The 22942-nt window shown below is 47.8% G+C and carries 19 protein-coding genes and 2 tRNA genes; 15 read left to right on the top strand and 6 right to left on the bottom strand.

The window, feature by feature from the left end; translation table 11 throughout:
- Positions 1-115: 115 nt before the first annotated feature.
- A complete protein-coding gene (locus H6A12_RS06985; protein ID WP_204446282.1) occupies positions 116-1282 on the bottom strand; it encodes an AI-2E family transporter in 1167 nt (388 codons plus the stop codon).
- Between the two features lie 172 nt (positions 1283-1454).
- Here H6A12_RS06985 and H6A12_RS06980 point away from each other — a divergent pair, with 172 nt between their 5' ends.
- From H6A12_RS06980 to H6A12_RS06970, 3 genes are all read left to right on the top strand, one after another.
- Complete coding sequence (locus H6A12_RS06980) at positions 1455-1955, top strand: NAD(P)H-dependent oxidoreductase (protein ID WP_204446280.1); 501 nt, start codon at positions 1455-1457, stop codon at positions 1953-1955.
- On the top strand, positions 1943-2572 hold the full coding sequence (locus tag H6A12_RS06975) for an NAD(P)H-dependent oxidoreductase (RefSeq protein WP_204446278.1): 630 nt from the start codon (positions 1943-1945) through the stop codon (positions 2570-2572). Before H6A12_RS06980 ends, H6A12_RS06975 begins: the two co-directional genes overlap by 13 nt.
- Positions 2573-2666: 94 nt before the next feature.
- Positions 2667-4241: a beta-N-acetylhexosaminidase gene (locus H6A12_RS06970; protein ID WP_204446276.1), complete on the top strand. Its 1575-nt coding sequence runs from the start codon at positions 2667-2669 to the stop codon at positions 4239-4241.
- 53 nt (positions 4242-4294) lie between these two features.
- Here the strand turns inward: H6A12_RS06970 and H6A12_RS06965 are convergent, their stop codons facing one another.
- From H6A12_RS06965 to H6A12_RS06950, 4 genes are all read right to left on the bottom strand, one after another.
- The gene (locus H6A12_RS06965; protein WP_204446274.1) at positions 4295-6898 is read right to left on the bottom strand and encodes an ABC transporter permease; all 2604 of its coding nucleotides are present in this window, start codon (positions 6896-6898) and stop codon (positions 4295-4297) included.
- On the bottom strand, positions 6895-7578 hold the full coding sequence (locus H6A12_RS06960; RefSeq protein WP_204446272.1) for an ABC transporter ATP-binding protein: 684 nt from the start codon (positions 7576-7578) through the stop codon (positions 6895-6897). Before H6A12_RS06960 ends, H6A12_RS06965 begins: the two co-directional genes overlap by 4 nt.
- 86 nt (positions 7579-7664) lie before the next feature.
- Positions 7665-8666, bottom strand: a complete 1002-nt coding sequence (locus tag H6A12_RS06955) for a sensor histidine kinase (RefSeq protein ID WP_204446270.1) — start codon at positions 8664-8666, stop codon at positions 7665-7667.
- A gap of 18 nt (positions 8667-8684) precedes the next feature.
- Positions 8685-9362, bottom strand: coding sequence for a response regulator transcription factor (locus H6A12_RS06950; protein WP_204446268.1), 678 nt, complete (start codon positions 9360-9362; stop codon positions 8685-8687).
- Between the two features lie 213 nt (positions 9363-9575).
- On the opposite strand from H6A12_RS06950, the gene H6A12_RS06945 reads away from it, so the two are divergent.
- From H6A12_RS06945 to H6A12_RS06935, 3 genes are all read left to right on the top strand, one after another.
- A tRNA-Arg gene (locus tag H6A12_RS06945) sits at positions 9576-9652 on the top strand.
- 34 nt (positions 9653-9686) lie between these two features.
- Positions 9687-9762 (top strand) — tRNA-Ala (locus H6A12_RS06940).
- A gap of 271 nt (positions 9763-10033) precedes the next feature.
- Positions 10034-10531, top strand: a complete 498-nt coding sequence (locus H6A12_RS06935; protein WP_204446266.1) for a GNAT family N-acetyltransferase — start codon at positions 10034-10036, stop codon at positions 10529-10531.
- Positions 10532-10650: 119 nt separating this feature from the next.
- Here the strand turns inward: H6A12_RS06935 and H6A12_RS06930 are convergent, their stop codons facing one another.
- The gene (locus tag H6A12_RS06930) at positions 10651-10860 is read right to left on the bottom strand and encodes a helix-turn-helix domain-containing protein (protein ID WP_345941229.1); all 210 of its coding nucleotides are present in this window, start codon (positions 10858-10860) and stop codon (positions 10651-10653) included.
- Between the two features lie 95 nt (positions 10861-10955).
- On the opposite strand from H6A12_RS06930, the gene H6A12_RS06925 reads away from it, so the two are divergent.
- The 9 genes from H6A12_RS06925 (at position 10956) to H6A12_RS06885 (ending at position 22899) form a co-directional block, all read left to right on the top strand.
- The gene (locus tag H6A12_RS06925; RefSeq protein ID WP_204446262.1) at positions 10956-11456 is read left to right on the top strand and encodes a hypothetical protein; all 501 of its coding nucleotides are present in this window, start codon (positions 10956-10958) and stop codon (positions 11454-11456) included.
- Between the two features lie 110 nt (positions 11457-11566).
- A complete protein-coding gene (gene guaA / locus H6A12_RS06920; RefSeq protein ID WP_204446260.1) occupies positions 11567-12856 on the top strand; it encodes a glutamine-hydrolyzing GMP synthase in 1290 nt (429 codons plus the stop codon).
- A 369-nt stretch (positions 12857-13225) separates the two neighbouring features.
- Positions 13226-13432, top strand: coding sequence for a helix-turn-helix domain-containing protein (locus tag H6A12_RS06915; RefSeq protein ID WP_204446258.1), 207 nt, complete (start codon positions 13226-13228; stop codon positions 13430-13432).
- A complete protein-coding gene (locus tag H6A12_RS06910; RefSeq protein ID WP_204446255.1) occupies positions 13432-14499 on the top strand; it encodes a site-specific integrase in 1068 nt (355 codons plus the stop codon). Before H6A12_RS06915 ends, H6A12_RS06910 begins: the two co-directional genes overlap by 1 nt.
- 4 nt (positions 14500-14503) lie before the next feature.
- Complete coding sequence (locus H6A12_RS06905) at positions 14504-14899, top strand: plasmid mobilization protein (protein WP_243415344.1); 396 nt, start codon at positions 14504-14506, stop codon at positions 14897-14899.
- Between the two features lie 430 nt (positions 14900-15329).
- Positions 15330-16157 carry a ParA family protein gene (locus H6A12_RS06900; RefSeq protein ID WP_204446252.1) on the top strand — a complete coding sequence of 276 codons (828 nt, stop codon included), beginning with the start codon at positions 15330-15332 and terminating at the stop codon, positions 16155-16157.
- The gene (locus H6A12_RS06895) at positions 16111-17052 is read left to right on the top strand and encodes a ParB/RepB/Spo0J family partition protein (protein WP_204446250.1); all 942 of its coding nucleotides are present in this window, start codon (positions 16111-16113) and stop codon (positions 17050-17052) included. The genes H6A12_RS06900 and H6A12_RS06895 overlap by 47 nt, the downstream gene beginning before the upstream one ends.
- 135 nt (positions 17053-17187) lie before the next feature.
- Positions 17188-17943, top strand: a complete 756-nt coding sequence (locus H6A12_RS06890) for a hypothetical protein (RefSeq protein WP_204446248.1) — start codon at positions 17188-17190, stop codon at positions 17941-17943.
- 99 nt (positions 17944-18042) lie between these two features.
- Positions 18043-22899 (top strand): SpaA isopeptide-forming pilin-related protein, encoded by a 4857-nt coding sequence (locus H6A12_RS06885; RefSeq protein ID WP_430623631.1) that lies wholly within the window; start codon positions 18043-18045, stop codon positions 22897-22899.
- The last annotated feature ends 43 nt before the right edge of the window (positions 22900-22942 follow it).

Genomic DNA, 22942 nt, shown 5'->3' with positions numbered 1-22942 from the left:
CAGTCCTTTGACGGAACTACCGTGATAAAAAATCACAACTTACCCACTCCTTTACACAAAGGGAGGCAACTTCCATACGAAGCGCCTCCCTTTGAAGCGTTCTTTTTTTATCAGTTTATTCTTTTTCCTGCACTGCCGGTTTAGGCGGTGCTTTTTTCTTTAAGGAAAGACGGCGGCGCACCTCTTCTTTTCCGAGTGCATACAGCACCGAACAGATCGGGACGCTTACAAACATTCCGATGATTCCGCCGACAGCGCCGCCAACCGTGACAGCGAACAGCACCCACAATCCCGGCAGTCCCACCGAACTGCCCACCACATGGGGATAAATGAGATTTCCTTCGATCTGCTGCAGTACCAAAAACCAAACAACAAACCAGATTGCCTGTATCGGATTCTGCACAAGAATCAGAAGCGCGCCTACAATACAGCCAATGAACGCGCCGACAATCGGAATGAGCGCTGTGACAGCAATCAAAACAGAAATCAGCAGTGCATACGGCATCCGGAACAGCGTCATGGAAACAAAAAACAGCGAACCTAAGATCAAAGCTTCCAAGCACTGCCCAGTCAGGAAATTGGAAAAGGTACGGTTGGTGAGTTCTCCGATGTGTGTCAGGCGACCAAGCAGTTTTTCTTGATTATACGCCGTCAATACACGCTGGAACTGACCGGAAAGTGTTTCTTTCTGCGCCAGCAGATAAAACGCGAAGATAATGCCAAATACCGCCTTTGCCGCACCGCCGAACAGCAGAGAAACAAAACGGAACAGTCCGGTTGTCAGCATAGAAACCGAGCCGCCAAGCATCGAGAAAAACGATTCGATCGTTTTCTCAAGATTCAGGTTCAAAGACGAGGCCTGACCGGTGATTTCAGGGAGCTTTTGATTGATGTTGTTAAACAGCTCTTCGATCTTGGTTAGAAACAGCGGAATTTGCGCGGAAATAGAGCTTGCTGTGCGAATCAGCTCCGGCACGATCAAAAAGACGAGAATGCTTAAAACACCGAAAAAGCAAAGGAGCGTGAGCGCCATTGCCGCAGGCCGGCGCAGCTTTTGGGCAATCGGAGGTTTGGCATTTGGCCAGAGGTGACGTTCGATGGCGCGCATCGGAACGTTTAAAATAAATGCAATGCAGGCGCCGATTAAAAAGGGCGTGAACAGCGACAGCACCCAAAAAAATGTGGCTTTTGCGGCAGAGAAATTCTCAAATACCCAGAATACCGCAATGCCGAATGTGATCAAGAGTGCAATGCGAAACATGTTTCGCCGGTTAAGTTCCATGAGATCATTCACTTTCTGTTTGAATTGCTTTTAGTGTATCATATTTTCAAAAGAGAGAAAACATCTTTTTGTAAAAAGATTCAATTTTGAATTTACAAAAAAGATACGAAAAAGCGCATCCAATGCGCATCCTTTGTGGTATGCTAAGAAAAACCGATAAGGAGGCGTAAAGATGTTTTTATTGACCGATATTGATTTGCGCGGTCAAGAGATTGATGCAGAGATAATTGATACAAGAAAAGTGGATGTCGCACCGTGTGTCGGCTGTTTTGGATGTTGGATCAAAACGCCGGGACAATGTGTGCGTTCGGATGATGCCGCAGAAATTGCAAAAAAGCTGGCGCAGGCAGAACAGGTCGTTTATGTGACGCGCGTGCGCTGCGGATGTTATGATATTTCCATGAAAACGGTACTGGAGCGGATGCTTCCGATGCAGCAGGCGTTTTTGCGCATTCACGAGGGTGAAGTACACCATGTGCAGCGTGATGTCGCAAAGAAAGAAGCGATTGTCATTGCCTATGGTGCAAAAGACGAAGAAGAACAAACGGTGTTTAAACACATGATTGCCCGAAATGCGAAAAATATGAATTGGGTGGAGTACCGCGTGGTATTTTGTGAAGAATCGGAAGCGCCTACGCGCACAAAGGAGGAGATTGCCACATGGAAATACTGATGATCAACGCAAGTCCGCGTGCACCGATTTCTCATTCAAAAGAGTATGCGCGTATGCTTGCACAGCAGTTTTTGAGCAATCAGGAAATCACCGTGAAGCATACGATTGCGCTGGGAGAAAAACGAATCGAGGAGAGTGCCGCATGTACGCAAAGCGCCGATCATGTGGTGCTCGTATTTCCGCTGTATGTGGATTCCGTCCCGGTGACGGTGCTTTCCCTGTTTTCATGCCTTGAGCGTCTGTATGCCGCGAAGAAGGCGAAGTTTGTGATGCATGTTGTCGTAAACTGCGGATTTTTAGAGGCATATCAAAACGATACGGCAGTTGCGGCGGTCAAGCTGTTCTGCAAACAAAATGATATTGCGTTCGGCAGTGCGCTGTGCATCGGATCGGGCGAAGCAATTTTGGGCACGCCGTTTCGCAGACGAGTGGAAAAAGCGCTGTGCAAGCTTTCAGAATCGATTGTAAACGGCGAAGAAGAGACATATTATGTGCAAATGCCGCTGCCGAAATGGATGTTTGTTCGTGCAGGCAATCGGTTTTGGCAAAAACGCGGTGAGGCAAACGGGCTCACATACGCACAGATGGCAAGCGGCGAAATCAAAGGAAACAGCTAGGACAAAATTAAAAAAGATTCTCACGGGAACCTCTTGTCACAATCGCACGGTTTGTGTATAATGAGGGTAATATATAGAGAGGAGAGATCCCGTTATGGTTAATCTCATTCCACAGCCGCTCCACGTGGACGAAAAAGTGGGCGGCGTGTTTTTTTCCAAAAAAACAGAACTTTCGGGCGCATTTGCAGAGATTTTTGATGTGCTCAAAACAATGCTTCCGGAGGCAGAAGACGCTGAGGAAAACAAACTGATCTTTGCAGAGGACAAGACGGTTCCGGCAGAGGGCTACCACATTGCATGCGAAGACGGTGACATCAAAATCACAGCTTCCGACAAAGCAGGTGCATTTTACGGCGTAATGACCCTGCTGCAGCTGTGTGGCGGCGCAGACAGCTTTGACGCTGTTGAAATCGAGGATGCACCGCGTTATCATCACCGCGGATTCATGCTCGACTGTGCGCGCCATTTCTGGACCGTGGACAAAATCAAACAGATCTTGGACGTCATGGCGAAAATCAAAATGAACATTTTCCACTGGCACCTGACCGAAGATCAGGGCTGGCGCATCGAGATCAAAAAATATCCGCTCCTGACCGAAAAAGGTTCAATCCGCAAGAGCACTGCGCTCACCTTCACCGGCTATGAAGAGCACAAAGAGCCGCGCGATTACACCGAATACGGCCGCGGTCTGTTCTATACCCAGGATCAGGTGCGCGATGTGGTCGCTTATGCGGCAGAACGCCAGATCAACATTATCCCGGAAATTGATATGCCGGGTCACTTTGTGGCGGCAATCGCATGCTATCCGGAGCTTTCGTGCACCGGAGAGCAGGTTGAGGTTTCCGACCGCTGGGGTGTGCTTGACAACATTGCTTGCTGCGGCAAAGAGAATATCTACAATTTCGTGAAAGATATCATCGACGAGCTGTGTGAGCTGTTCCCGTATCCGTATTTCCACATCGGCGGTGACGAAGTGCCGAAAGGTCACTGGGAAGTCTGCCCGGCATGCCAGGCAAAGATCAAAGAGCTTGGCCTAAAAGATGAAAATGCGCTGCAGGGATATTTCAACAACGTCGTTTCCGACTACTTGAAATCCAAAGGCAAACATACCGTTGGCTGGAACGAGATTCTGGAGGCAAGTGAAAACCTTGACCGCAGCATCATTCCGCAGTGGTGGATTTTGATGGAAGGCTCAAACCGCGAAAAACAGTGGCTCGATGACGGCGGAAAAATGATTCTGTCGCTTGTGGACTATGTGTATATGGATCATCCGTATGCAATTCGTCCGCTTGAGAAAACATATAGCTACGGTCCGGAAAAAATGGGCATCACCGATGACTCGAACGTGCTTGGTATCGAAGCACCGCAGTGGACCGAGTATATCCGCGATGAGGAAAAATTCGATATGAACACCTATGCGCGCCTGCTTGCAATCGCAGAGGTTGCATGGACCGCACCAGAGAATAAAGACTACGACGATTTTGAATCGCGTCTTGAGCATCTGCGCGAGTATTTCGCATCGATTGGTGCAGTGCTTGCACCGTCGTGGATTTACCGCGGCGATACACTCGGCGAAGTGCCGGAGGAAGAGCGCATCGAAGCAGGCTGGAAAGCATGGAGAGATGACTCTTACTTTGAAGTCAAGCTGATGAACCGCACAAACAGCTGAACAATAAGGCATATAAAAAACGGATATCCTATTTGGATATCCGTTTTTTCGGTTTAAAAGACTTCTGATGTGAGTGCTGAAACGATATTCATTTTTTTCACTTTTGAAGAAGCGTAGAGCATTGTAAGACTAACGATGAAGAAAATGGTGCACACAGCAATCAGAATCGGTACAACAGGCAAAAAGAACGAAAATCCGAACTCACGGTTTAATCCCATATACATCAGCACACACAGCACAAGGCTCACTGGAAGGCCGTACAGCAGAGATTTTAACCCGTAAAAGACACTTTCCATTCGAATCATACGGTTAAAGCCCTTTTTCGTCATGCCGACGCTTCGAAGCATTGCAAATTCACGTGTGCGAAGGGTAATACCGGTCGAGATCGTATTGAATACGTTCGCAACGGCGACGAGTGTGATGAGTGTAATGAATCCGTAGAAGAATACACTCATTAAATCGACCATCCGGCGGCCTGTGCGCATCTGAGATGCAATATCGGAGGTGTATCCGCCGTATTCACCTTGGTAATCGTTTAAGAGGTTCACAAGCGTTTGGGAATCGGTTGTCTTGAATGAAAATGTTTCTGTAATCTGTGTATAGACATTGATTGGTCCACTGTCGAAGGGATAGGTGTTTTCCATTGTTGATGAGTGGATTTCTGTGTCGATCGACTTGACGATTGCGTCAAAGGTTTCTTCCGATACGATCAGCGTCGGCGTGGATGCTGAACTTTCCATATGAAGCGGGCGCACATCCGTATAGGCCGCAAGTGTAAGCGTGCCCGCGTTTACAGTGATGAGCTGTTCATGGTCTTCGCCTTCCGGAACGTTTTCGTTATACACCCATGTGTTCCATGAAACCGGAAGTGTTTGACCGGTTTTCTCGGAAAAGGCGTTGATTTGCGCGTATTTTTGGTTGGAAGAGGAAACACGCACCTGATTGGCCACAATCGCGGCGTTGGGTGTATTCAAAACATCTGGGGGTAACTTGGCTTCCTTGCAGTATTCAGCAAAACTCTGTGATTCGAGCGCCAGAACAGAAAGTTCGAACGGGTCGGTGGTACCAGTGCCTTGGCGGTAGGCTTTCATTTCCTTGGAAAACAGGCTGTCGTTTTCGGTGTATAAACTGATTTTTTTGCCAGCCTGCATCTGTGTTACAGTGTCGAGGGTGCGCAGTTCATTGGCCACATTTTGGGGCAGAAACGACGGCGCATCTTCCTGTGTATGTTCCATCGGATACCGGACATACAGCACATCTGCGCCCATGGTGGACTGTGCTAAGGAAAGCGACTGTCCCATATAGGAGGTGAATGTTGCGGTTGTCAAAAACAGAATAATGCTTACCGTGAGCGAAAAGACAGTGGCACGGTATCGTTTGGCATACCGTTTTAAATTCTTGAGTGCGAGTGTGCCCTCAAATCCGAACAGCTTTTCGATGAATTTTGATGTTTTGACCTTCTTGGCGCGAAGCTTGATGTCGCCGGTCTGGCGAATTGCGTCGATCGGTGTGGTGCGTGCCGCACGTCGTGCCGGAATCCATGCGGAAACAAAAATCGTCACAGCCGCGAACAGCACAGCGCCAAGCAGTGCCAGCGGGACAACTTTGACCTGTAATGGCACCGTCATTCCGAACGCTTCCATCATCCAAGGTGATATCGCCCAGAACGTGATACCGATGCCGATAATGCCGCAGACAATACCAATCGGGATGGCAATGGCACCGAGCACAAGCCCTTCAAAGAAAACGGCGTTGCGTTTTTGTTTGCGGGTGGCACCGATGCTTGCGAGCATGCCAAACTGACGGCTCCGCTCGGAAACAGAGATCGAAAATGCGTTGTAGATGAGCATGATCGAGGCGACGAAAATGATGAGGCCTACAATCACAATCGGAACAAACAGCGCTTCCATCATATCCATATCGCCGTAAATACCGCTGTAGTAAAGCAGAGTGGTGTGCGTCTGTACACCGATCTCACCTGAGTAGTTTGAAAGGGTTTCGTACAGCGAAGAGGGGAGCGGATCGATGTGGAACGTGAAGTTCTTTGTCGGCAGTGCGTCAAAATAGGAAAAGTCTTTGACGGCAAATGCACTGCCGGTACGTGCTAAAAATCCAACCACCGTGAAGGTTTCGGTGCGTGTGGGAGACAAGCGCCAGGAATGTTGTTCATCCTCGCTTTCGACCACTTCACCGATTGGAAGTGTGATTGTCTGTCCGATTGTGATTGGCTTTTCGTTTTGTTCGTTATAGTCTTCAGGCAATGCGATTTCTCCTGCCGCGTTTGGCAGGCGTCCTTCGGATGCTTTGATGCCGTTTAATGACAGCACGCTTTCTTCACAGAAAATGATCGAGAAAAAGGAACTGTATTCCGAAGTCTCTTCAAGCGAGGTGGCTTCCTCTGTGCTTCGTCCGGCACGGGTGATCGAAAAGTCGGACTGCGCCCGTTTGATGTCTTCGTTGGTTGCACTCCGCAGAGAAACGTGCCAGTCGCCGCTAGAGTCAATTTCCTGTCGGTAAAATAAATCGGAAAATGATGCCGAAAACGTTGATACAGCGGCAATCATGGCAGTCGACAAAATGATGCCGATGATCGTGACGATCGTGCGGCGTTTGTTCTGCCGGAGCATCTTTAAGGTGATGCGGTTCATGATGTTCATGCGCGAACCACCTCGTCCCGGGAAATTCTGCCGTCCTCGATGGCAATGATGCGGTCGGCCTGCAATGCGATCCGTTCGTCGTGGGTGATGACGATGAGCGTCTGATTCATTTCACGGTTGAAGTATTTTAGCAGCTCGACGATTTCAGCGCTGTTTTTGCTGTCGAGGTTGCCGGTCGGTTCGTCTGCGAGTACGAGTGCGGGATGGTTGATGAGTGCGCGTCCGATGGAAACGCGCTGCTGCTGACCGCCGGAGAGCTGGTTTGGCAGATGATTCACACGGTTTTGAAGCGAAAGCATCGAGAGAAGTCCGGAAAGCTCCTGTTCATCCACCTTTCTGCCATCCAGCCGCAGCGGCAGCGTGATGTTTTCCGCCACGGTGAGCACCGGAATCAGGTTGTAAAACTGATAAATGAGCCCGATCTGACGGCGGCGGAAAATGGCGAGGTTTGATTCATGTAATGCGTAGATGTCGTTGCCCTCAATGCGCACGGTGCCCGAGGTGGGACGGTCCACGCCGCCTAAAATGTGCAAAAGCGTGGATTTTCCCGAACCGGACGGTCCGACAATCGCAACAAATTCTCCTTTGGAAACGGAAAACGATACATCGTCAAGTGCGCGTACAGCGGTATCACCTTTTCCGTAAATTTTCGTCAAATGTTCAATCGTTAAAATTTCCATTATCCGAAAAGCTCCTTTCGTTGTTGTTTGTCTTTATGATACCGGTCGGGAATGACAGCCGCGTGACTTTGCGGATGACAGTTTTGTCATAATATAAGCTTATAAAACCGAACAGTGAACTGCGCGCCGGAATCGACGTTCTGTGCGGAAAGCTCGGCGTTTTGGCGGTTTAAAATCGCCTTTGAGAGCGCAAGTCCGATGCCGACACTGTCGCTTTTGGCATCCTTTCCGCGGTAAAACCGTTCAAAAATATGCGGCAGATCTTCCGGGGTAAATCCGTTTCCCGTATCGGTGATGCACAGCTCAAAATGGAGCGGATTGTTTGTGCATGATACTGTGACGGTTCCGCCGGAGGGTGTGTGCTCAACGCAGTTTTTAATGAGATTGGTGATCGCTTCAGCAGTCCAGCTTTTATCACAGCAGAGGAGCGCGTCGGCTTGTCCGATCGTTTTGATCGTCACGTCTTTTAACTCTGCGCGGATGGTGAGCGGTGAAACGGCAGCGTCAATCAACGCGGCAGCAGAGACCTGCTCTTCAGCAAACAGTACCGCATCGGCATCTAACCGCGCCATCTTCAAAAGCGATTCAATGAGCCACTGTGTTTTGGCAAGCGAGCGGTTGATTTCGCTTAAAAAGGTCTGCCGTTCGTGTTCAGGAAGCGTCGGGTCTTCGAGCAGTTCCGCCATTACCATCATGGAGGTGAGCGGCGTTTTTAACTGATGAGAGATATCGGCGAGCGCGTCAGCCAAATATTTTTTGTCCTTTTTTAAAAGCTCCGCCTGTTCGCGCAGCTGTACGGTCAGCTTGTACAGATCATTTTTGAGTTTAGAAAGACTGCCTTCCTCGTTGTCGCGGATGTCTAAGTCATACTGCCCGTTTGCGATTCGCCGCAGGTACATGCACAACTGATCGATTTTGCGGTTTGACTGCCATACGCTCAGAAGATAGAGAATGCTTGCGAATCCCGCAAATCCTGCGCAGAAAAGCAGAATCTCTGCCGAAGCGCCTAAAATAAGCAGCGAAAGAAGCAGGAATCCGGCGGCAAGCAGACAGAACAGAATCCCCCATTTGATATTTTTGTTTCTCATGTGTCCCCTCCTCATATCTTATTGTTCGCCGAATCGGTAGCCGAGTCCGCGGACAGTGTGAATATAGCGGGGAGATTGCGGATCAGGCTCGATTTTTTCGCGCAGCCGTTTGATATAGACGGTGAGGGTGTTGTCGTTGACAAAGTCGCCCGCTGCGTCCCAGAGGCTTGAGAGAATCTGCCCGCGGGAGAGAACTTGTCCCTTGTGGGAGGCGAAAATGAGCAGCAGCCGGTATTCGAGCGATGTGAGCAATACTTCGTTTCCGGCACAGAACACACGCGCCTCATTTGTATAGATCGTAAGATCGCCAACGGTAATCTGATTTTTCTGCGATTCGCCGCCATAACGCCGCAAAACGGTGCGGATGCGGGACAGCAGCTCGCGCAGGCGGAACGGCTTTGTGATATAGTCATCAGCGCCAATGTCGAGTCCCATGACGACATTGCCTTCATCGTCGCGTGCAGTGAGAAAGATGACCGGCGTGTCGCTTTTTTGTTTGACCTGTTTGCAAAGCGAGAAACCGTCGCCGTCGGGAAGTGATACATCAAACAAACACAATGCAAATGACTGGTTTTTGATGGCATCGGAAGCGGCGGAGAAGGTCGGGCAGTGTGTGACGCTGTAGCCTTCTTGTGTGAGGGAATAGGTGAGGCCGGCCGCAATGACGCGGTCGTCTTCGACGAGCAGTAAATTCAAGAGCGCGCCCTCCTTTTGGTTTGGTTTGATTTTATTATACTGGATTCCACACGGTTTTGCATGACAATTTTGTCACGCAACCATCCAGAAGAAGCGGTTTTTTCTTTGAAAAATGCAGGGTTTCGCGCGGAAAAATAAAAAAATAAATTTTTTGATAAAAATGCTTGACATTCACGATTTCGCATGGTATTATATATGAGCACGTTAGATGATGCGCCGGTAGCTCAGCTGGATAGAGTGTTTGACTACGAATCAAAAGGTCGGGGGTTCGAATCCCTTCCGGCGTACCAAGTCCCGATACAATGTATCGGGACTTTTTACTTTGGGCCCGTAGCTCAGCTGGGAGAGCGCTGCGTTCGCAACGCAGAGGTCAAGAGTTCGATCCTCTCCGGGTCCACCACACCTGCGGTGAGCAGTTCACGCACCGCAGGTTTTTCTTTTGCTTATCATAAGGTGCCCGCGACGGAAGTTAGGGAATCGTCGGGTGTAATCCGTTGAGTCTGGAGCTAATTTCGTGCTCCCGGCTCTTTTTTTATTTATCATAAGAGTGCTCGTGTGAAAACCATGCGGATCTAAGTAGTTTGTCAGAGCCGATAAATTGACAGTGAATTCCCCTGATGATATACTGAAACTGCAATACAGCAAGTCGGAATTTGACGGAGGGAAACAGTATGAATTATCGGATACGGCGCGTAAATAAAGAAGATGCCGCCGCCCTTGCAATGATTCAAACAACCAGTTGGAAAACGGCATTTCGCGGTATCCTCTCGGATAGTGCTTTAGAAAGACTCACAGACATAAAAAAGGCTGCTTCCATGTATCAGCGTTTACTGGATGAGGGAATAGGCAATGGATATATCGGCGAAGTAGACGGGAAAGCCCACTGTATGGCTTATTGGGACAGCGCAAGAGATGCAGATATGCCGGAATATGCGGAGATCATCTGTATTCACAGCCTTCCGAATAATTGGCGAAAAGGCTTTGGCGGACAAATGATGGACCGACTTCTTTTGGATATTTCGCAGGCGGGTTTTCACAACGTTATGCTGTGGGTGTTTACGGAGAATATACGCGCCAGAGCATTTTACGAAGCAAAGGGTTTCCATCCAACCAATAAAACGAAACCCTCTTTTGGGACAACGGAAATCTGTTATGAAAAAGAAATATGATTGAAAGATTCCGGGAAATTTTATTTTTATAAAGTATGCCGCAGTGGAAGTGTCAAAGAGATTATCGGGTTTCATCATAAAACAAAAACAGCGTCTGAAGCGAAAAAACGTTTCAGACGCTATTCTTTTTCAAATTTAATAATATCACTGACCTCACAGTCAAGCGCATAACACAGCGCATCCAATGTAGTTGTGTTGATGGGCTTTCCTTGTTTCATCCGATGCAGTGTGTTGGCGGAAAACCCTTGCTTAAATATCAGATGATACTCTGTGATTCCTTTTTTAAAAAGCGTTTCGTAAAATGGCGCATAACTGATCAATATAATCACCGAATCAATTTTATCATACTTAATATCTTGACTATACTCAATATATTAAGTATAATGAGGACAGTACATCAATATGCAAAGGAAGGGGACCAATTATGAGTTTTAGAGATGAAATGGAACAATACAGAGCCACGGATCTCGAGTTGATTTTAAACACACAGCAGGCGTTTTATTCCGAAGAGGAGCAGTGTATTTTAAGAGAGTTGCTGGCACAAAAGAAACAGCATGAAGAGGCGGAAAGACAGGCGAAACTGCCGTCGACGATTCCCTGCGAAAAGTGCGGCGCGCCAAACGATTCTCACAATGAGAACTGTGCGTTTTGCGGAAGCAGGCTTTTAAAGGAGAAATATTATATTTCAGATGACACGGACAGCGATGACGAGCAGGATGAGTCCGAAGAATACGGACAAAATTTCACGTTTCACTATGTGATTTCGTTTCTGATTCCGCTTGTTGGGCTGATGGTCGGCGCAATTATGCTCACAAAAGATGATGCAGAAAAAATCCGGTGCGGAAAAACGTGTATCATCACAGCAATCGTGTCAACGATTTTGTTAGGAATTATTTGGGGAGCGGTTGTGTCCTCATTATTTTAAATTGCGGCTTCGTGGCAGAAACCGTATTGAAAAACATGGCTTGATACGGTATAATAACTTTGAAAACGGGAAAAATCCCCGAACAAACAGGAAAAAACGGAGGAACTGCCATGAAACAGGATATGATTGTTGTCTTGGATCTCGGAAGCGAAGAAAACCCGAAGATTGCCCGTGAAATCCGTGCACTCGGCGTTTACAGCGAGATTCATCCCCATGATATTACCAAAGCAGAGCTTGACGCACTGCCGAACGTCAAAGGCATCATCTTAAACGGCGGTAAAAACCGTGTTGTCGATGGTGTGGAGATCGACGTTTCAGACGAAGTTTATGCGCATTCTGTCCCGGTGCTTTCGGTCGATCACAAAGGCAGTGCGCCCTGGCCGCAGGACGATGATGCCCGCACAGAAAAACTGCGTGCATTTTTGTTTGACACCTGCGGTGTACAGGCAAACTGGAATATGGAAAACTTCATTGCCGATCAGATCGAACTGATCCGCCGTCAGGTCGGCGATGGAAAAGTGCTACTGGCGCTTTCCGGCGGTGTGGATTCCTCCGTCGTTGCAGCACTGCTGATTAAAGCGATCGGCAAACAGCTCACCTGCGTCCATGTAAACCATGGCCTGCTGCGTCAGGGCGAGCCGGAGCAGGTTGTGCGTGTGTTTGGCGATGAGATGGATGCAAACCTTGTATATGTTGATGCGGTCGATCGTTTCCTCGATAAACTGGCAGGCGTTTCCGATCCGGAACAGAAACGCAAAATCATCGGTGCAGAGTTTATTCGTGTCTTTGAGGAAGAGGCGCGCAAACTGTCGGGTGTTTCGTTCCTCGGTCAGGGCACCATTTATCCGGATATTATCGAAAGCGGTACAAAGACTGTGAAAGTAGTCAAATCGCATCATAATGTCGGCGGTTTGCCGGAGGATCTTGATTTTGAACTCGTCGAGCCGCTCAAAATGCTGTTTAAAGATGAGGTTCGTGCATGTGGTGCGGCACTTGGTTTACCGGATAGCATGGTGTATCGTCAGCCGTTCCCGGGTCCGGGCTTGGGTGTTCGCTGCCTTGGTGCAATCACACGCGATCGATTGGAGGCGGTTCGTGCTTCCGACGCAATCCTGCGTGAGGAGTTTGCAGCAGCAGGCCTTGAGGGTAAAGTCTGGCAGTATTTCACCGTTGTACCGGATATCAAATCGGTTGGTGTTCGCGAAGGCAAACGTGCAGACGAGTGGCCGGTTATTTTGCGTGCGGTCAATACGATTGATGCAATGACGGCAGAGATTGAAGAAATCCCGTACGCACTGCTCAAAAAGATTACTGCACGGATCACCAGCGAGGTACCGGGCGTGAACCGTGTGCTTTACGATTTGACACCGAAACCGACTGGCACCATCGAATGGGAATAACTAACAGTGGTTTGACCCTCAGGCAAAAAGTCCGATGTATCAAGGGTTTTTGAACGCAATAAGCCTTCAAAAAAGCTGAAAAACGGCGTTTTGATACCAAATTGATACCAACACCGGACTAATAGAGTAATATATTCGTCCCAAATAGCCCTTGTTTTTCCATGTATGAAGTGGAAGAACAAGGGCTTTTTTTATTGTTTTTTTACTGTAGTCCCACAGTTTTATCTGTGTCTCTGATACCAAGTGATACCACGAGTGCTTTGCAATTATTCATAAAAAAATCTCCGACATGGGTTGACTTTTACCCCTCTGAAATTCGGAATATGTGAAAGGCTTCGGTCTTTCACTAACTGAACAGGAGGATTTCAAATGGCTAAAAGTTTATTTGTGAAGGCTGAAGAACTTCAGGAATTGTTGGGGATCTCCAGATCTGAATCATATCGAATTATAAAGAAATTGAACGACGATCTGAAGGAGAAAGGTTTCATTGTGCTCAGTGGCCGGGTGAGTCGTAAATACCTTGAGGAAATGATTTACGGGTATCCAACGGATACTGAAGACAAGGAGGAAAACTAATGGCAGTGTACAAAGACAAAAACGGGACATGGTATGTCTCTGCTCGGTATGACAACTGGCAAGGAGAGCATGCCAGAAAAGTAAAGCGCGGCTTCAAAACAAAGAAAGATGCTATGGAGTGGGAACGCGATTTTCTGCTTGAAAAGGCAGGAAGTTTGGATATGACATTCGAAGCGTTTGTCGAGCTTTACAAAACAAACTTAAAGGAACGACTAAAGCAAAGCACCTGGCAGACCAAAATAAGCATTATCGACAATAAGATCTTGCCATACTTTCGCAAGAAGCGTATGACTGACATCAAAGTCAGCGATGTTGTCGCGTGGCAAAATAAGCTGCTGAACATGGCTGACGAAAACGGCACCAGATATTCCCTGGTATATCTAAAAACCGTTCATAACCAGCTCAGTGCTATCTTTAATCATGCAGTGCGCTTTTATGATTTGCCTACCAACCCAGCGGCTAAAGCCGGTAATATGGGAAAAGAGAAAACGAGAGAAATGCTTTATTGGACCAAAGACGAGTATATCAAATTCTCAGAAGAGATTATGGATAAGCCAGTATCCTTCTATGCCTTTGAAATGCTGTATTGGTGTGGCCTACGCCTTGGCGAAATGCTTGCATTAACACCTGCAGACTTTAACTTTGAAAAAGGCATAGTTCGTATCAACAAATCTTATCAGAGAATTGGCAGCGAGGATGTTATCACAGATCCAAAGACTGAAAAAAGTAATCGTAATGTTCAAATGCCCAGTTTCCTAATGGATGAAATTAAGGAATATTTGGACAGCCTATATGGTATTGAGGAGAATCAGAGAATGTTTCCGGTTACAAAAAGCTATATGCACAACGAAATGTCTCGCGGCAGTAAAGCTGCAGGTGTTAAACGAATTAGAATTCATGACATTCGACATTCGCATGTCTCCCTTCTTATTGAAATGGGCTTTGGTGCAGTAGCAATAGCAGATCGTGTAGGACATGAAAGTATCGATATCACTTTTAGATACGCACACTTATTCCCGACAACCCAGCAAGCAATTGCAGAACAGCTGAATTTAGAAAGGATTTGATGATATGTATAGAAGACCTAACCTTAAAGAAACCCCGCCTCCAAAGCGTAACAAAAAGATTCCGGATCCTACGAGCGAAAATCCAAGAGCATTGAGAGATGAGCACAACAGGGTCCGTTACATCACTGTAGGCTTCAGAGTTTCTGCAGAGCAGAATGAAAAGATCAATGCCGCTGTTGAGATATCTGGCCTATCGAAGCAAGAATACTGTTATCGCAGGTGTTTGTGCCAAGACATCGTAGTTCAAGGCAATACTAAAGTGTATAAAGGACTGAGAGTACAATTAGAAAGAGTGTTCAACGAGCTCCAGCGCTTATCCAGTGCAGATGAAATCTGCCCGGAAACAATGGAGACAATAGCGCTTATAGGCTCAGTTTTGGATAGATTGCAAAGTGAATAAAAGAAATATTGCCCTCCAATAAAATTTTTTTGTTGGAGGGTTGACTTTTACCCCCTTCAAATTCGGAATGTGTGGAGGGGTTCCTCCCATCCAAGGGGCGGCGACCACTTCGCCGCACCTTGAAAATTTAATATCAGGTTATCAGGTACTTTACTCAGGCTGATGAGCCAAGCAGCATGTACGCCTTTCCTTATATAAGGAGCGAGAATCCAGTGCTGTAATTATCGGGTTGCTCCCGGTAGGGCGACGACAGGTCTGACGATAATGATACTTCTCTACGGAGCTGGCGGAGAACCCGGCAGAGGTGAGACTCCTATGAGGCTATAGCAAATAGCCGCCTGATAACTTCCCTCCACAGGGGTGTCGAGGACAAATACTGTGGCTTTTACATGCCGTTTATAACGGCTACTAAAAGAAAGGAGGAATCCCGATGGACAACTGCAAGGTGATCGCTATCACAAACCAAAAAGGCGGCGTCGGAAAAACTACCACGACTGTCAATCTGGGTGTGGGTCTCGCTAATGAAGGATACCGAGTTCTTCTCATTGACGCTGATCCGCAAGGAAGTCTGACAGTCAGTCTTGGAGTCAAAAATCCTGACGAACTTCCCGTCTCTCTGGCCACGGTTCTACAAAGGGTGATTGATGACAGACCGATTGATGGTGGTTTGGGAATCATACAACACGAAGAAGGTGTTGACCTGCTTCCCTCCAACATCGAATTATCCGGCCTGGAAATCAGTCTCTTTAATGTAATGAGCCGTGAGTTCATTCTGAAGGGTTATGTCGATGAAATTCGAGGAAACTACGACTACATCCTTATAGATTGTATGCCTTCTTTGGGAATGATGACGGTCAATTCGCTGGTTGCCGCTGACAGCGTAATCATCCCATCACAGCCGAACTTCTTATCAACTAAGGGACTTAATCTGTTGATGCACTCCATATCTAAGGTTAAAAGACAGATCAACCCCCGACTGCGAATCGATGGCATCCTATTAACTATGGTAGACAGCCGCACGAATAACGCAAAGGACATCATTTCTTCTCTGCGTTCAACAATGGGTTCTAATATCCGTGTTTTTGATACGGAAATTCCTCATTCTGTTCGTGCAGCTGAATGTAGCCTGGTGGGAAAAAGCATCTTCGCACACGATAAGAGTGGCAAAGTAGCAGCGGCATATGAAAATCTGACAAAGGAGGTGAATGACATTGGCAGAGAGACCCAAAATCGATCTGGGCCTGACTGGGTACGATGAACTTTTCATGACCGATGCTGAGAGAAAAGAAAATAAGCTCCCCCGAATTCACGATATTCCACTTGAGCTTATCGACGATTTTCCTGGTCACCCATTTCAGGTCCGCATGGATGAAGACATGCAACAGCTTGTCGATAGCGTCAAAGAGCGTGGCGTTCTAACACCGATTACACTCAGACAGAAAGAAGACGGCAGATACGAGATTGTATCTGGGCACAGACGCAGAAAGGCGTGTGAATTAGCCGGATTTGAAACTATTCGAGCTGAGGTGCGCGACATGACAAGAGACGAAGCCATTATATATATGGTAGAGTCCAACTTCCAACGCTCACAGATCCTACCGAGTGAAAAGGCCTTCTCTTATAAAATGAGACTTGAGGCTATGAATCGACAAGGAAAGCGCACTGATTTAACTTCGTGCCCAGTGGACACAAAGTCAGACAGTGGTGCACAGGTGGGCAAAGACCAAGGAGATAGTCGTAGACAGGTATTTCGTTATATCCGTCTCACAGAGCTAATTCCCGAAATCCTCCAAATGGTAGATGAGGGTAAAATCGCATTTAGACCCGCCGTTGAGCTCTCGTATCTCACAGAGGTCGAACAACGCTGGCTTCACGAGGCGATGGAATACGCCGATGCGACACCTTCTCTTGCTCAGGCAATCAAGCTCAAGGCGTTTTCTCAGGACAAGACACTTGGTCCCCATGTGATCGAGTCGTTGCTCTCGGAAGAAAAGCCAAATCAGCGCGAAAAATTCAGCTTTCGAGCAGATCGACTGCGCCGGTATATCCCGGATTCTGTGCCCTTCAACCAGACAGAGGATTTTGTCTGCAAGGCACTTGAGCACTACCAGCAATTCCTGGAACGACAGCGAAGGGATCGTGGTGATCGATGACCGGCAAGCGTTTCCCCCTCTCACACTCTCCCCCTGTAATACACTGAGCTCTTTACTGGCTGAGAAGAAAGTATTAGCAGGTTTGACAGAGAGACGGCGAATCCGTATCCTGAAGGCGGAAACGGAGGTAATGCCATGAAAAAAGCATTCGCAATAATCGTGCTGCTTACGGTGCTCCTTCTTTCAGCCTGTAACAGCGCAGAAGTTCCGCAAAACGCTTACAGCGGGACGGATTTTCAGCAAACGGAAGTCTCAACAACCGCAACTGAGCAAGAGACGATGACGCCGGAAAATATTACCGGGGCGGCTAATAATTCGTCTTCTCAGCCGGTTACAGAGTCTTCTGCAACGACCGGTCCTTCGACAGAAGAAACGGTGAAAAAGACGGAAGAACTTCCGAGTTCTCAGCCTAAAGAAACGGTTCCTTCAGCCGAGAAAGAAACAGTTGCAGAGACAGAGCAGCAAAAGCCACCTGAAACCACAACTGCGACAGAGCCGCCTGAAGAAACCAAACCCGCAGATCCGGTTGAAACCACACCGACTCAAAAAGAGCCTGAAGTGGAAAATAAGCCGGAAGCTACGGAACCACCTGAACAGACCACTCAGGAGACAACCCAGCCCAAAGAAACAGTTACCGAACCGGAGTTTGATATAAACTACTGGGTCGAATACGCAAAGAACTATGCAGTCTCAAAGGGCTTGGTGCTCAGTTCTGCTGCAGTGGATTGTTGGGACAATCCAATTGGAGCCGGTGCTCACTGTATTTACCTGGAACGGGACATACAGAGCCGACTCAATCGCTATGCGAACGATGAGGATATTAGCGATGTTTGGATTTGGGCAGAGCCCACAGGCAACGGTCGTTATGATCTCTATATCGGGTACGCATAAATCAAATAATTCAGTGAGAACGCATCGATGAAAGTCGGTGCGTTTTTCTATGTCAAAAAGGAGGAAATTACCTTGAAGAAAAGTGTTTTCAAGAAAGGCATGTCGGCATTTCTTGCTTTGCTGATGTGCTTTTCTGCTTTGATTGGCATGGGCACCACAACGGCCCTTGCCGCTGAAGCCGGTGAAACCGACACCGTTGTTATGATGTCCTTCCCCCGTGAGGGTGATGCGAATTACAGCGGAAACTGGGGTCATCCTGAGCTTCACTATATGAACGGCTGGTCGGCGCAAGAGTCCAGTAAGATTACCGCGTATACGGTTGGTTCCTGGAATGGAACAGCTTGCTACTGTATCGAACCGGGCACACCGCTTGCAATTGGTGATGTGATGACTGCGCGTGACGAAAACTACTGGGATAACTACCCCTCAGCCTATAACAAGACGATCTCTGCAGATGAAATCAAGCTGTTTATCGGTCGTATCTTCCAGTACGGTTATACTGGAACGATTACAACTGAATGGAGATCTCAGAACGCCGCCGACGCCGACAAGATGGCGCACATGATGGCAACACAGACCTTGATTTGGGAGACTGTTGTTGGTGAGCGTGACAGCAACTTTAATCATGTGGATCCCGGCAGCTACGACGCAGTCAGTGACCGCATCAGCACAAACCATCCGCTGTACAGCCAGTATATCTCTTACTACAACAGCATGGTTTCCAATGTGCAGAAGCACTCTAAGGTTCCCAGCTTCTTTGCAAAGTCCACTGCAAAGGCGCAGGAAATTGACCTTGAGTGGAACGGCAGCAATTATTCTGCTACGCTGACTGACACCAACAATGTCCTTGGCAACTTCACCTTCTCTGCAGACACTTCCGGTATCAGTTTCTCTGTTAGTGGAAACAAGCTCACAATTACTGCAGACAAGGCACCTTCCGGTACCGTTGGCATTACGGCCACGAAGACCGGCTCCGTGCGTAAGGGCGTTATTATCTGGACTGACGGTGTATATGCACCCGGTCAGGGACAGCAGGACCTTTCCACTTATGCTGCGGAAGTCAATGACCCTGTTAGAGGTTATCTGAATATCGCTGTGAGCTTGGGTGCAGCCAAAATCGTAAAAACTTCTGAAGATGGCAATGTCTCCGGCATTTCCTTTACGATTACCGGCAACGGTGTGAATCAGACGGTTAAGACCGGTAGCAATGGTGAAATCACCATCAGTAACCTTGCGCCTGGCACCTACACCATTACTGAGCAGTCTATCAACTACTATGAGCCCCAGCAGTCCAAGACCGTAACTGTTGTTAGCGGCCAGACCGCTTCGGTCAGCTTTAATAATGTCCTCAAGAGAAGCGACTTGAAGGTTATCAAAACTTCTGAGGACAACATGAACGAAGGCGTTAAATTCCGCCTTTACGGTAAATCCAGCTCCGGTCAGAGTATCGACCTCTACGCAACTACCAATGCGGAAGGCGTCGCTGTGTTCAAGGATGTTTTGATCGGTACAAACTACACCTTGGAAGAAGTGGATACCGCAGAAAGATATATCGTTCCTGATAGTCAGAACGCGGTTATCGAATGGGAGAAAGTTACCGAAAACGACTTCTATAACGAATTGAAGCGCGGCGATCTGAAGGTTGTAAAAACCTCCGAGGATGGCCTGGTGGAAGGAATGAAGTTCCACCTTTACGGCACATCCCTTAGCGGCATTGCCGTTGACGAATATGCTGTAACGGACAAGAACGGTATTGCTGTTTTTGAAGATGTGCTTATCGGTTCCCGCTACACTCTTGAAGAGGTAGACACAGCTGAGAAGTATATCATTCCTGACGCGCAGACGGTAGAGGTCGAGTGGAACAAGGTCACTGAAACTTCCTTTGAAAATATCTTGAAGCGCGGCGATTTGAAAGTAGTCAAGACCGCTGAAGATAAGCTCGTTGAAGGATTGAAATTCCATCTCTATGGTACTTCCCTCAGCGGAATTAAAGTCGATGAATATGCGGTGACTGACGCTGACGGCGTTGCCTATTTCAGTGACATCCTTATCGGCACTGGTTATACCATCGAGGAAGTAGACACTCCTGTGCGCTATGTGGTTCCTGAAAGCCAGACCGCTGATATTGAGTGGAATAAGGTGACGGAGAAATCCTTCGAGAACATCCTCAAAAAGTGGAGAGCTGATGTATTCAAGCTTGACGCTGAGCTTGCTAACGGAAACGGCAGCACTGGCGTTCCTGTGAAAGTGCTTTCAGCTGATTCCGACGAGATGGTAAAAGACCTGGGTGGCGCGTATGGCCAGACTCAGGGCGACGCCACTCTTGCCGGTGCCGTATACGGCGTGTACAAGGGTGAAGAATTGATCGACACTTACACTACCGACGAGAACGGTTATTTTGTAACCGACTACTATGTATGTGGCGATGACTGGAGCATTCGCGAAATCACTCCTTCTGAGGGATACTTGCTGGATCCTACCATTTACCACATCGACTGCGTCGCCGAGAATTACACGGTTGAGTTGAATACCGAGTATCCTGATGTTTATGAGGATATTATCAAGGGCAACATTTCCATCATTAAGCATACCGATGACGGCAGCACTCAGATTGAGACGCCTGAAGAAGGTGCTAAGTTCGAAGTGTTCCTGAAGGCCTCCGGCAGCTATGCTGAAGCAAAGGAAACTGAGCGAGACATCCTTACTTGCGATGAAAACGGATTTGCACAAACCAAGGATCTTCCTTATGGCGTGTATATCGTTCACCAGGTAAGCGGCTGGGATGGTCGTGAGCTTATGGATGACTTTGAAGTGTATATCTCCCAGGACGGCGCGACCTACCGTTATATCATCAATAACCGAAACTTTGAGAGCTATATCCACATCGTAAAGGTTGACGCCGAAACCGGCAAAAACATTCCTTACACAGGTGCCGCTTTCAAACTGTTCGATCCTAACGGTGAGATGGTCACAATGACATTCACCTATCCTACGCCTACCACTGTGGATACCTTCTACACTGACGAGAACGGTACTTTGGTGACTCCGGAAAAGCTGCCTTATGGCAAGGGCTACTTCCTGGTTGAAGTTGAAGCTCCTTATGGTTATGTTTTGGACAGCAATCCTGTCTACTTTGATGTAACCGAGGAAAATTCTGAGTCTGCCGAAGGCATCACTATTATCAAGGTGAACAAGGAAAATATCGCGCAGAAAGGCACGATCAACATCACCAAGACCGGTGAGGTCTTTAGCGATGTGTCCGTGGAGAACGAAATCTATCAGCCTGTATACGGTGAAGCCGCACTGGAGGGTGCCGTGTTTGAGATCCGCGCAGCTGAGGATATCGTAACTCCTGACGGCACCGTTCGCTATACTCAGGGAGAACTCGTTGACACCATTACTACCGGTGCTGACGGGATTGCGAAGAGCAAAGAACTCTACCTGGGCAAATATGAAGTGAAGGAAATTACTGCGCCTTATGGTTATGTGCTCAGCGATGAAATCCATGTTGCTGAACTGATCTATGCTGGGCAGGAAATTTCCGTAACGGAAACGGCGGTATTCGCCTATAACGAGCGTCAGACGGCGACTCTTTCCATCTTGAAGGTGCTTGAGACCAATGATCTTTTCGGCATTGGTAACAAGAACGAGATTATGGATGTTGTCTTCGGCTTGTATGCCGGTGAAGAGATTGTCTCTATCAGCGGCAATGCAATTCCTGTGGACGGCCTGATTGAGGTCATTACCTTCGATGAGAACGGCCTTGCAACCATTAAGACCGACCTTCCTATCGGCAGCTACTATGTGAAGGAGATCGCAACCAACGAGCACTATATTCTGAACTCCGATAAGTATGAGTTCACTTTTGAGTACGGTGGTCAGGAAATCGTCACCATCACACTGGCTGTAAACGGCGGTGAAGCGATTGAAAACGAGCTGATCTACGGCTCCGTTTCCGGCGTGAAGGTGGACGAGGACAGCAATGGCCTTGCCAATGCTGTAATCGGTCTGTTCAAGAAAGATGAAACCGTCTTTTCCAAGGAGACCGCATTGATGACTGTAGTTTCCGGCGAAGATGGCAGTTTCTCTTTTGAGAATATCCCTTACGGTGAATGGTTGATTCGAGAAATCGAGCAGCCTACCGGATTTGTTATCAACGACACCGTATATGATGTTGTAATCAGTGAGAACGGTCAGGTCATCGAAGTGAAGATCGAGAACAAGTTTGTCAGAGGCGATATCACCTTGACTAAGGTGGATGCAGACTATCCTGAGAACAAGTTGGCTGGTGCTACTTTTGAGGTTTATGAGGATGTCAACGCAGACGGCAAGCTGGACGACGGCGATATCCTGATTGGTACTCTTACCGAAGGTGAAGCAGGTATCTATGAAATGAAGGATATGCGCTATGGACACTATCTCGTAATTGAAACAGTTGCTCCTGAAGGATTTATTCTGGATACCGGCGTTTACGCTGTATTCATCGAGGAAAATGGCAAGGTGTACGCTGTTGAAAACAAGGCCGGTGTCGGCTTTATCAATAACGCGCAGACCGGCAGCATTCGAATCGAAAAGACTTCGGAAGACGGCGTCGTGGAGGGCTTCACCTTTAAGGTAGAAGGCACCGATATCAGCGGTAATCCTTACTCCAAGGAGTTTGTGACTGACGCCAACGGTGAAATCCACATTGATGGTCTCCGTATCGGCAACTATGTAATCTCCGAAGTTGGTAACGAAGCCAACAAGAGATATATCTTGCCTGACGACATCACTGTAACCGTCCACGCTGACAAAACCGTAGTGGCGCAGTTCCACAACAAGCTGATCCCTGACAATCCTAAGACCGGCGATAATTCCAACATCGCTCTGTGGGCAACGCTGGCTGTACTCTCCCTTGCAGGAATTGGTATTACCGGCTTTGTAACATTCAAAAAGAGAAAGAAGGAGGATGAATAATGGAGCCTAAAACCATCATTGGTATTGTGCTTGTGGTATTCAT

Source organism: Merdimmobilis hominis (assembly GCF_016901855.1).
GTDB lineage: Bacteria > Bacillota > Clostridia > Oscillospirales > Ruminococcaceae > Paludihabitans.
Note: the sequence above shows the minus strand (reverse complement) of the source record. Positions and strands in the feature narration are given on the sequence as shown.

Excerpts from the sequence above, each read along its gene's own strand:
- H6A12_RS06985 (WP_204446282.1), bottom strand. The coding sequence starts at position 1,282 with ATGGAACTTAACCGGCGAAACATGTTTCGCATTGCACTCTTGATCACA.
- H6A12_RS06980 (WP_204446280.1), top strand. The coding sequence starts at position 1,455 with ATGTTTTTATTGACCGATATTGATTTGCGCGGTCAAGAGATTGATGCA.
- H6A12_RS06975 (WP_204446278.1), top strand. The coding sequence starts at position 1,943 with ATGGAAATACTGATGATCAACGCAAGTCCGCGTGCACCGATTTCTCAT.
- H6A12_RS06970 (WP_204446276.1), top strand. The coding sequence starts at position 2,667 with ATGGTTAATCTCATTCCACAGCCGCTCCACGTGGACGAAAAAGTGGGC.
- H6A12_RS06965 (WP_204446274.1), bottom strand. The coding sequence starts at position 6,898 with ATGAACATCATGAACCGCATCACCTTAAAGATGCTCCGGCAGAACAAA.
- H6A12_RS06960 (WP_204446272.1), bottom strand. The coding sequence starts at position 7,578 with ATGGAAATTTTAACGATTGAACATTTGACGAAAATTTACGGAAAAGGT.
- H6A12_RS06955 (WP_204446270.1), bottom strand. The coding sequence starts at position 8,666 with ATGAGAAACAAAAATATCAAATGGGGGATTCTGTTCTGTCTGCTTGCC.
- H6A12_RS06935 (WP_204446266.1), top strand. The coding sequence starts at position 10,034 with ATGAATTATCGGATACGGCGCGTAAATAAAGAAGATGCCGCCGCCCTT.
- H6A12_RS06925 (WP_204446262.1), top strand. The coding sequence starts at position 10,956 with ATGAGTTTTAGAGATGAAATGGAACAATACAGAGCCACGGATCTCGAG.
- guaA (WP_204446260.1), top strand. The coding sequence starts at position 11,567 with ATGAAACAGGATATGATTGTTGTCTTGGATCTCGGAAGCGAAGAAAAC.
- H6A12_RS06915 (WP_204446258.1), top strand. The coding sequence starts at position 13,226 with ATGGCTAAAAGTTTATTTGTGAAGGCTGAAGAACTTCAGGAATTGTTG.
- H6A12_RS06910 (WP_204446255.1), top strand. The coding sequence starts at position 13,432 with ATGGCAGTGTACAAAGACAAAAACGGGACATGGTATGTCTCTGCTCGG.
- H6A12_RS06905 (WP_243415344.1), top strand. The coding sequence starts at position 14,504 with ATGTATAGAAGACCTAACCTTAAAGAAACCCCGCCTCCAAAGCGTAAC.
- H6A12_RS06900 (WP_204446252.1), top strand. The coding sequence starts at position 15,330 with ATGGACAACTGCAAGGTGATCGCTATCACAAACCAAAAAGGCGGCGTC.
- H6A12_RS06890 (WP_204446248.1), top strand. The coding sequence starts at position 17,188 with ATGAAAAAAGCATTCGCAATAATCGTGCTGCTTACGGTGCTCCTTCTT.
- H6A12_RS06885 (WP_430623631.1), top strand. The coding sequence starts at position 18,043 with ATGTCGGCATTTCTTGCTTTGCTGATGTGCTTTTCTGCTTTGATTGGC.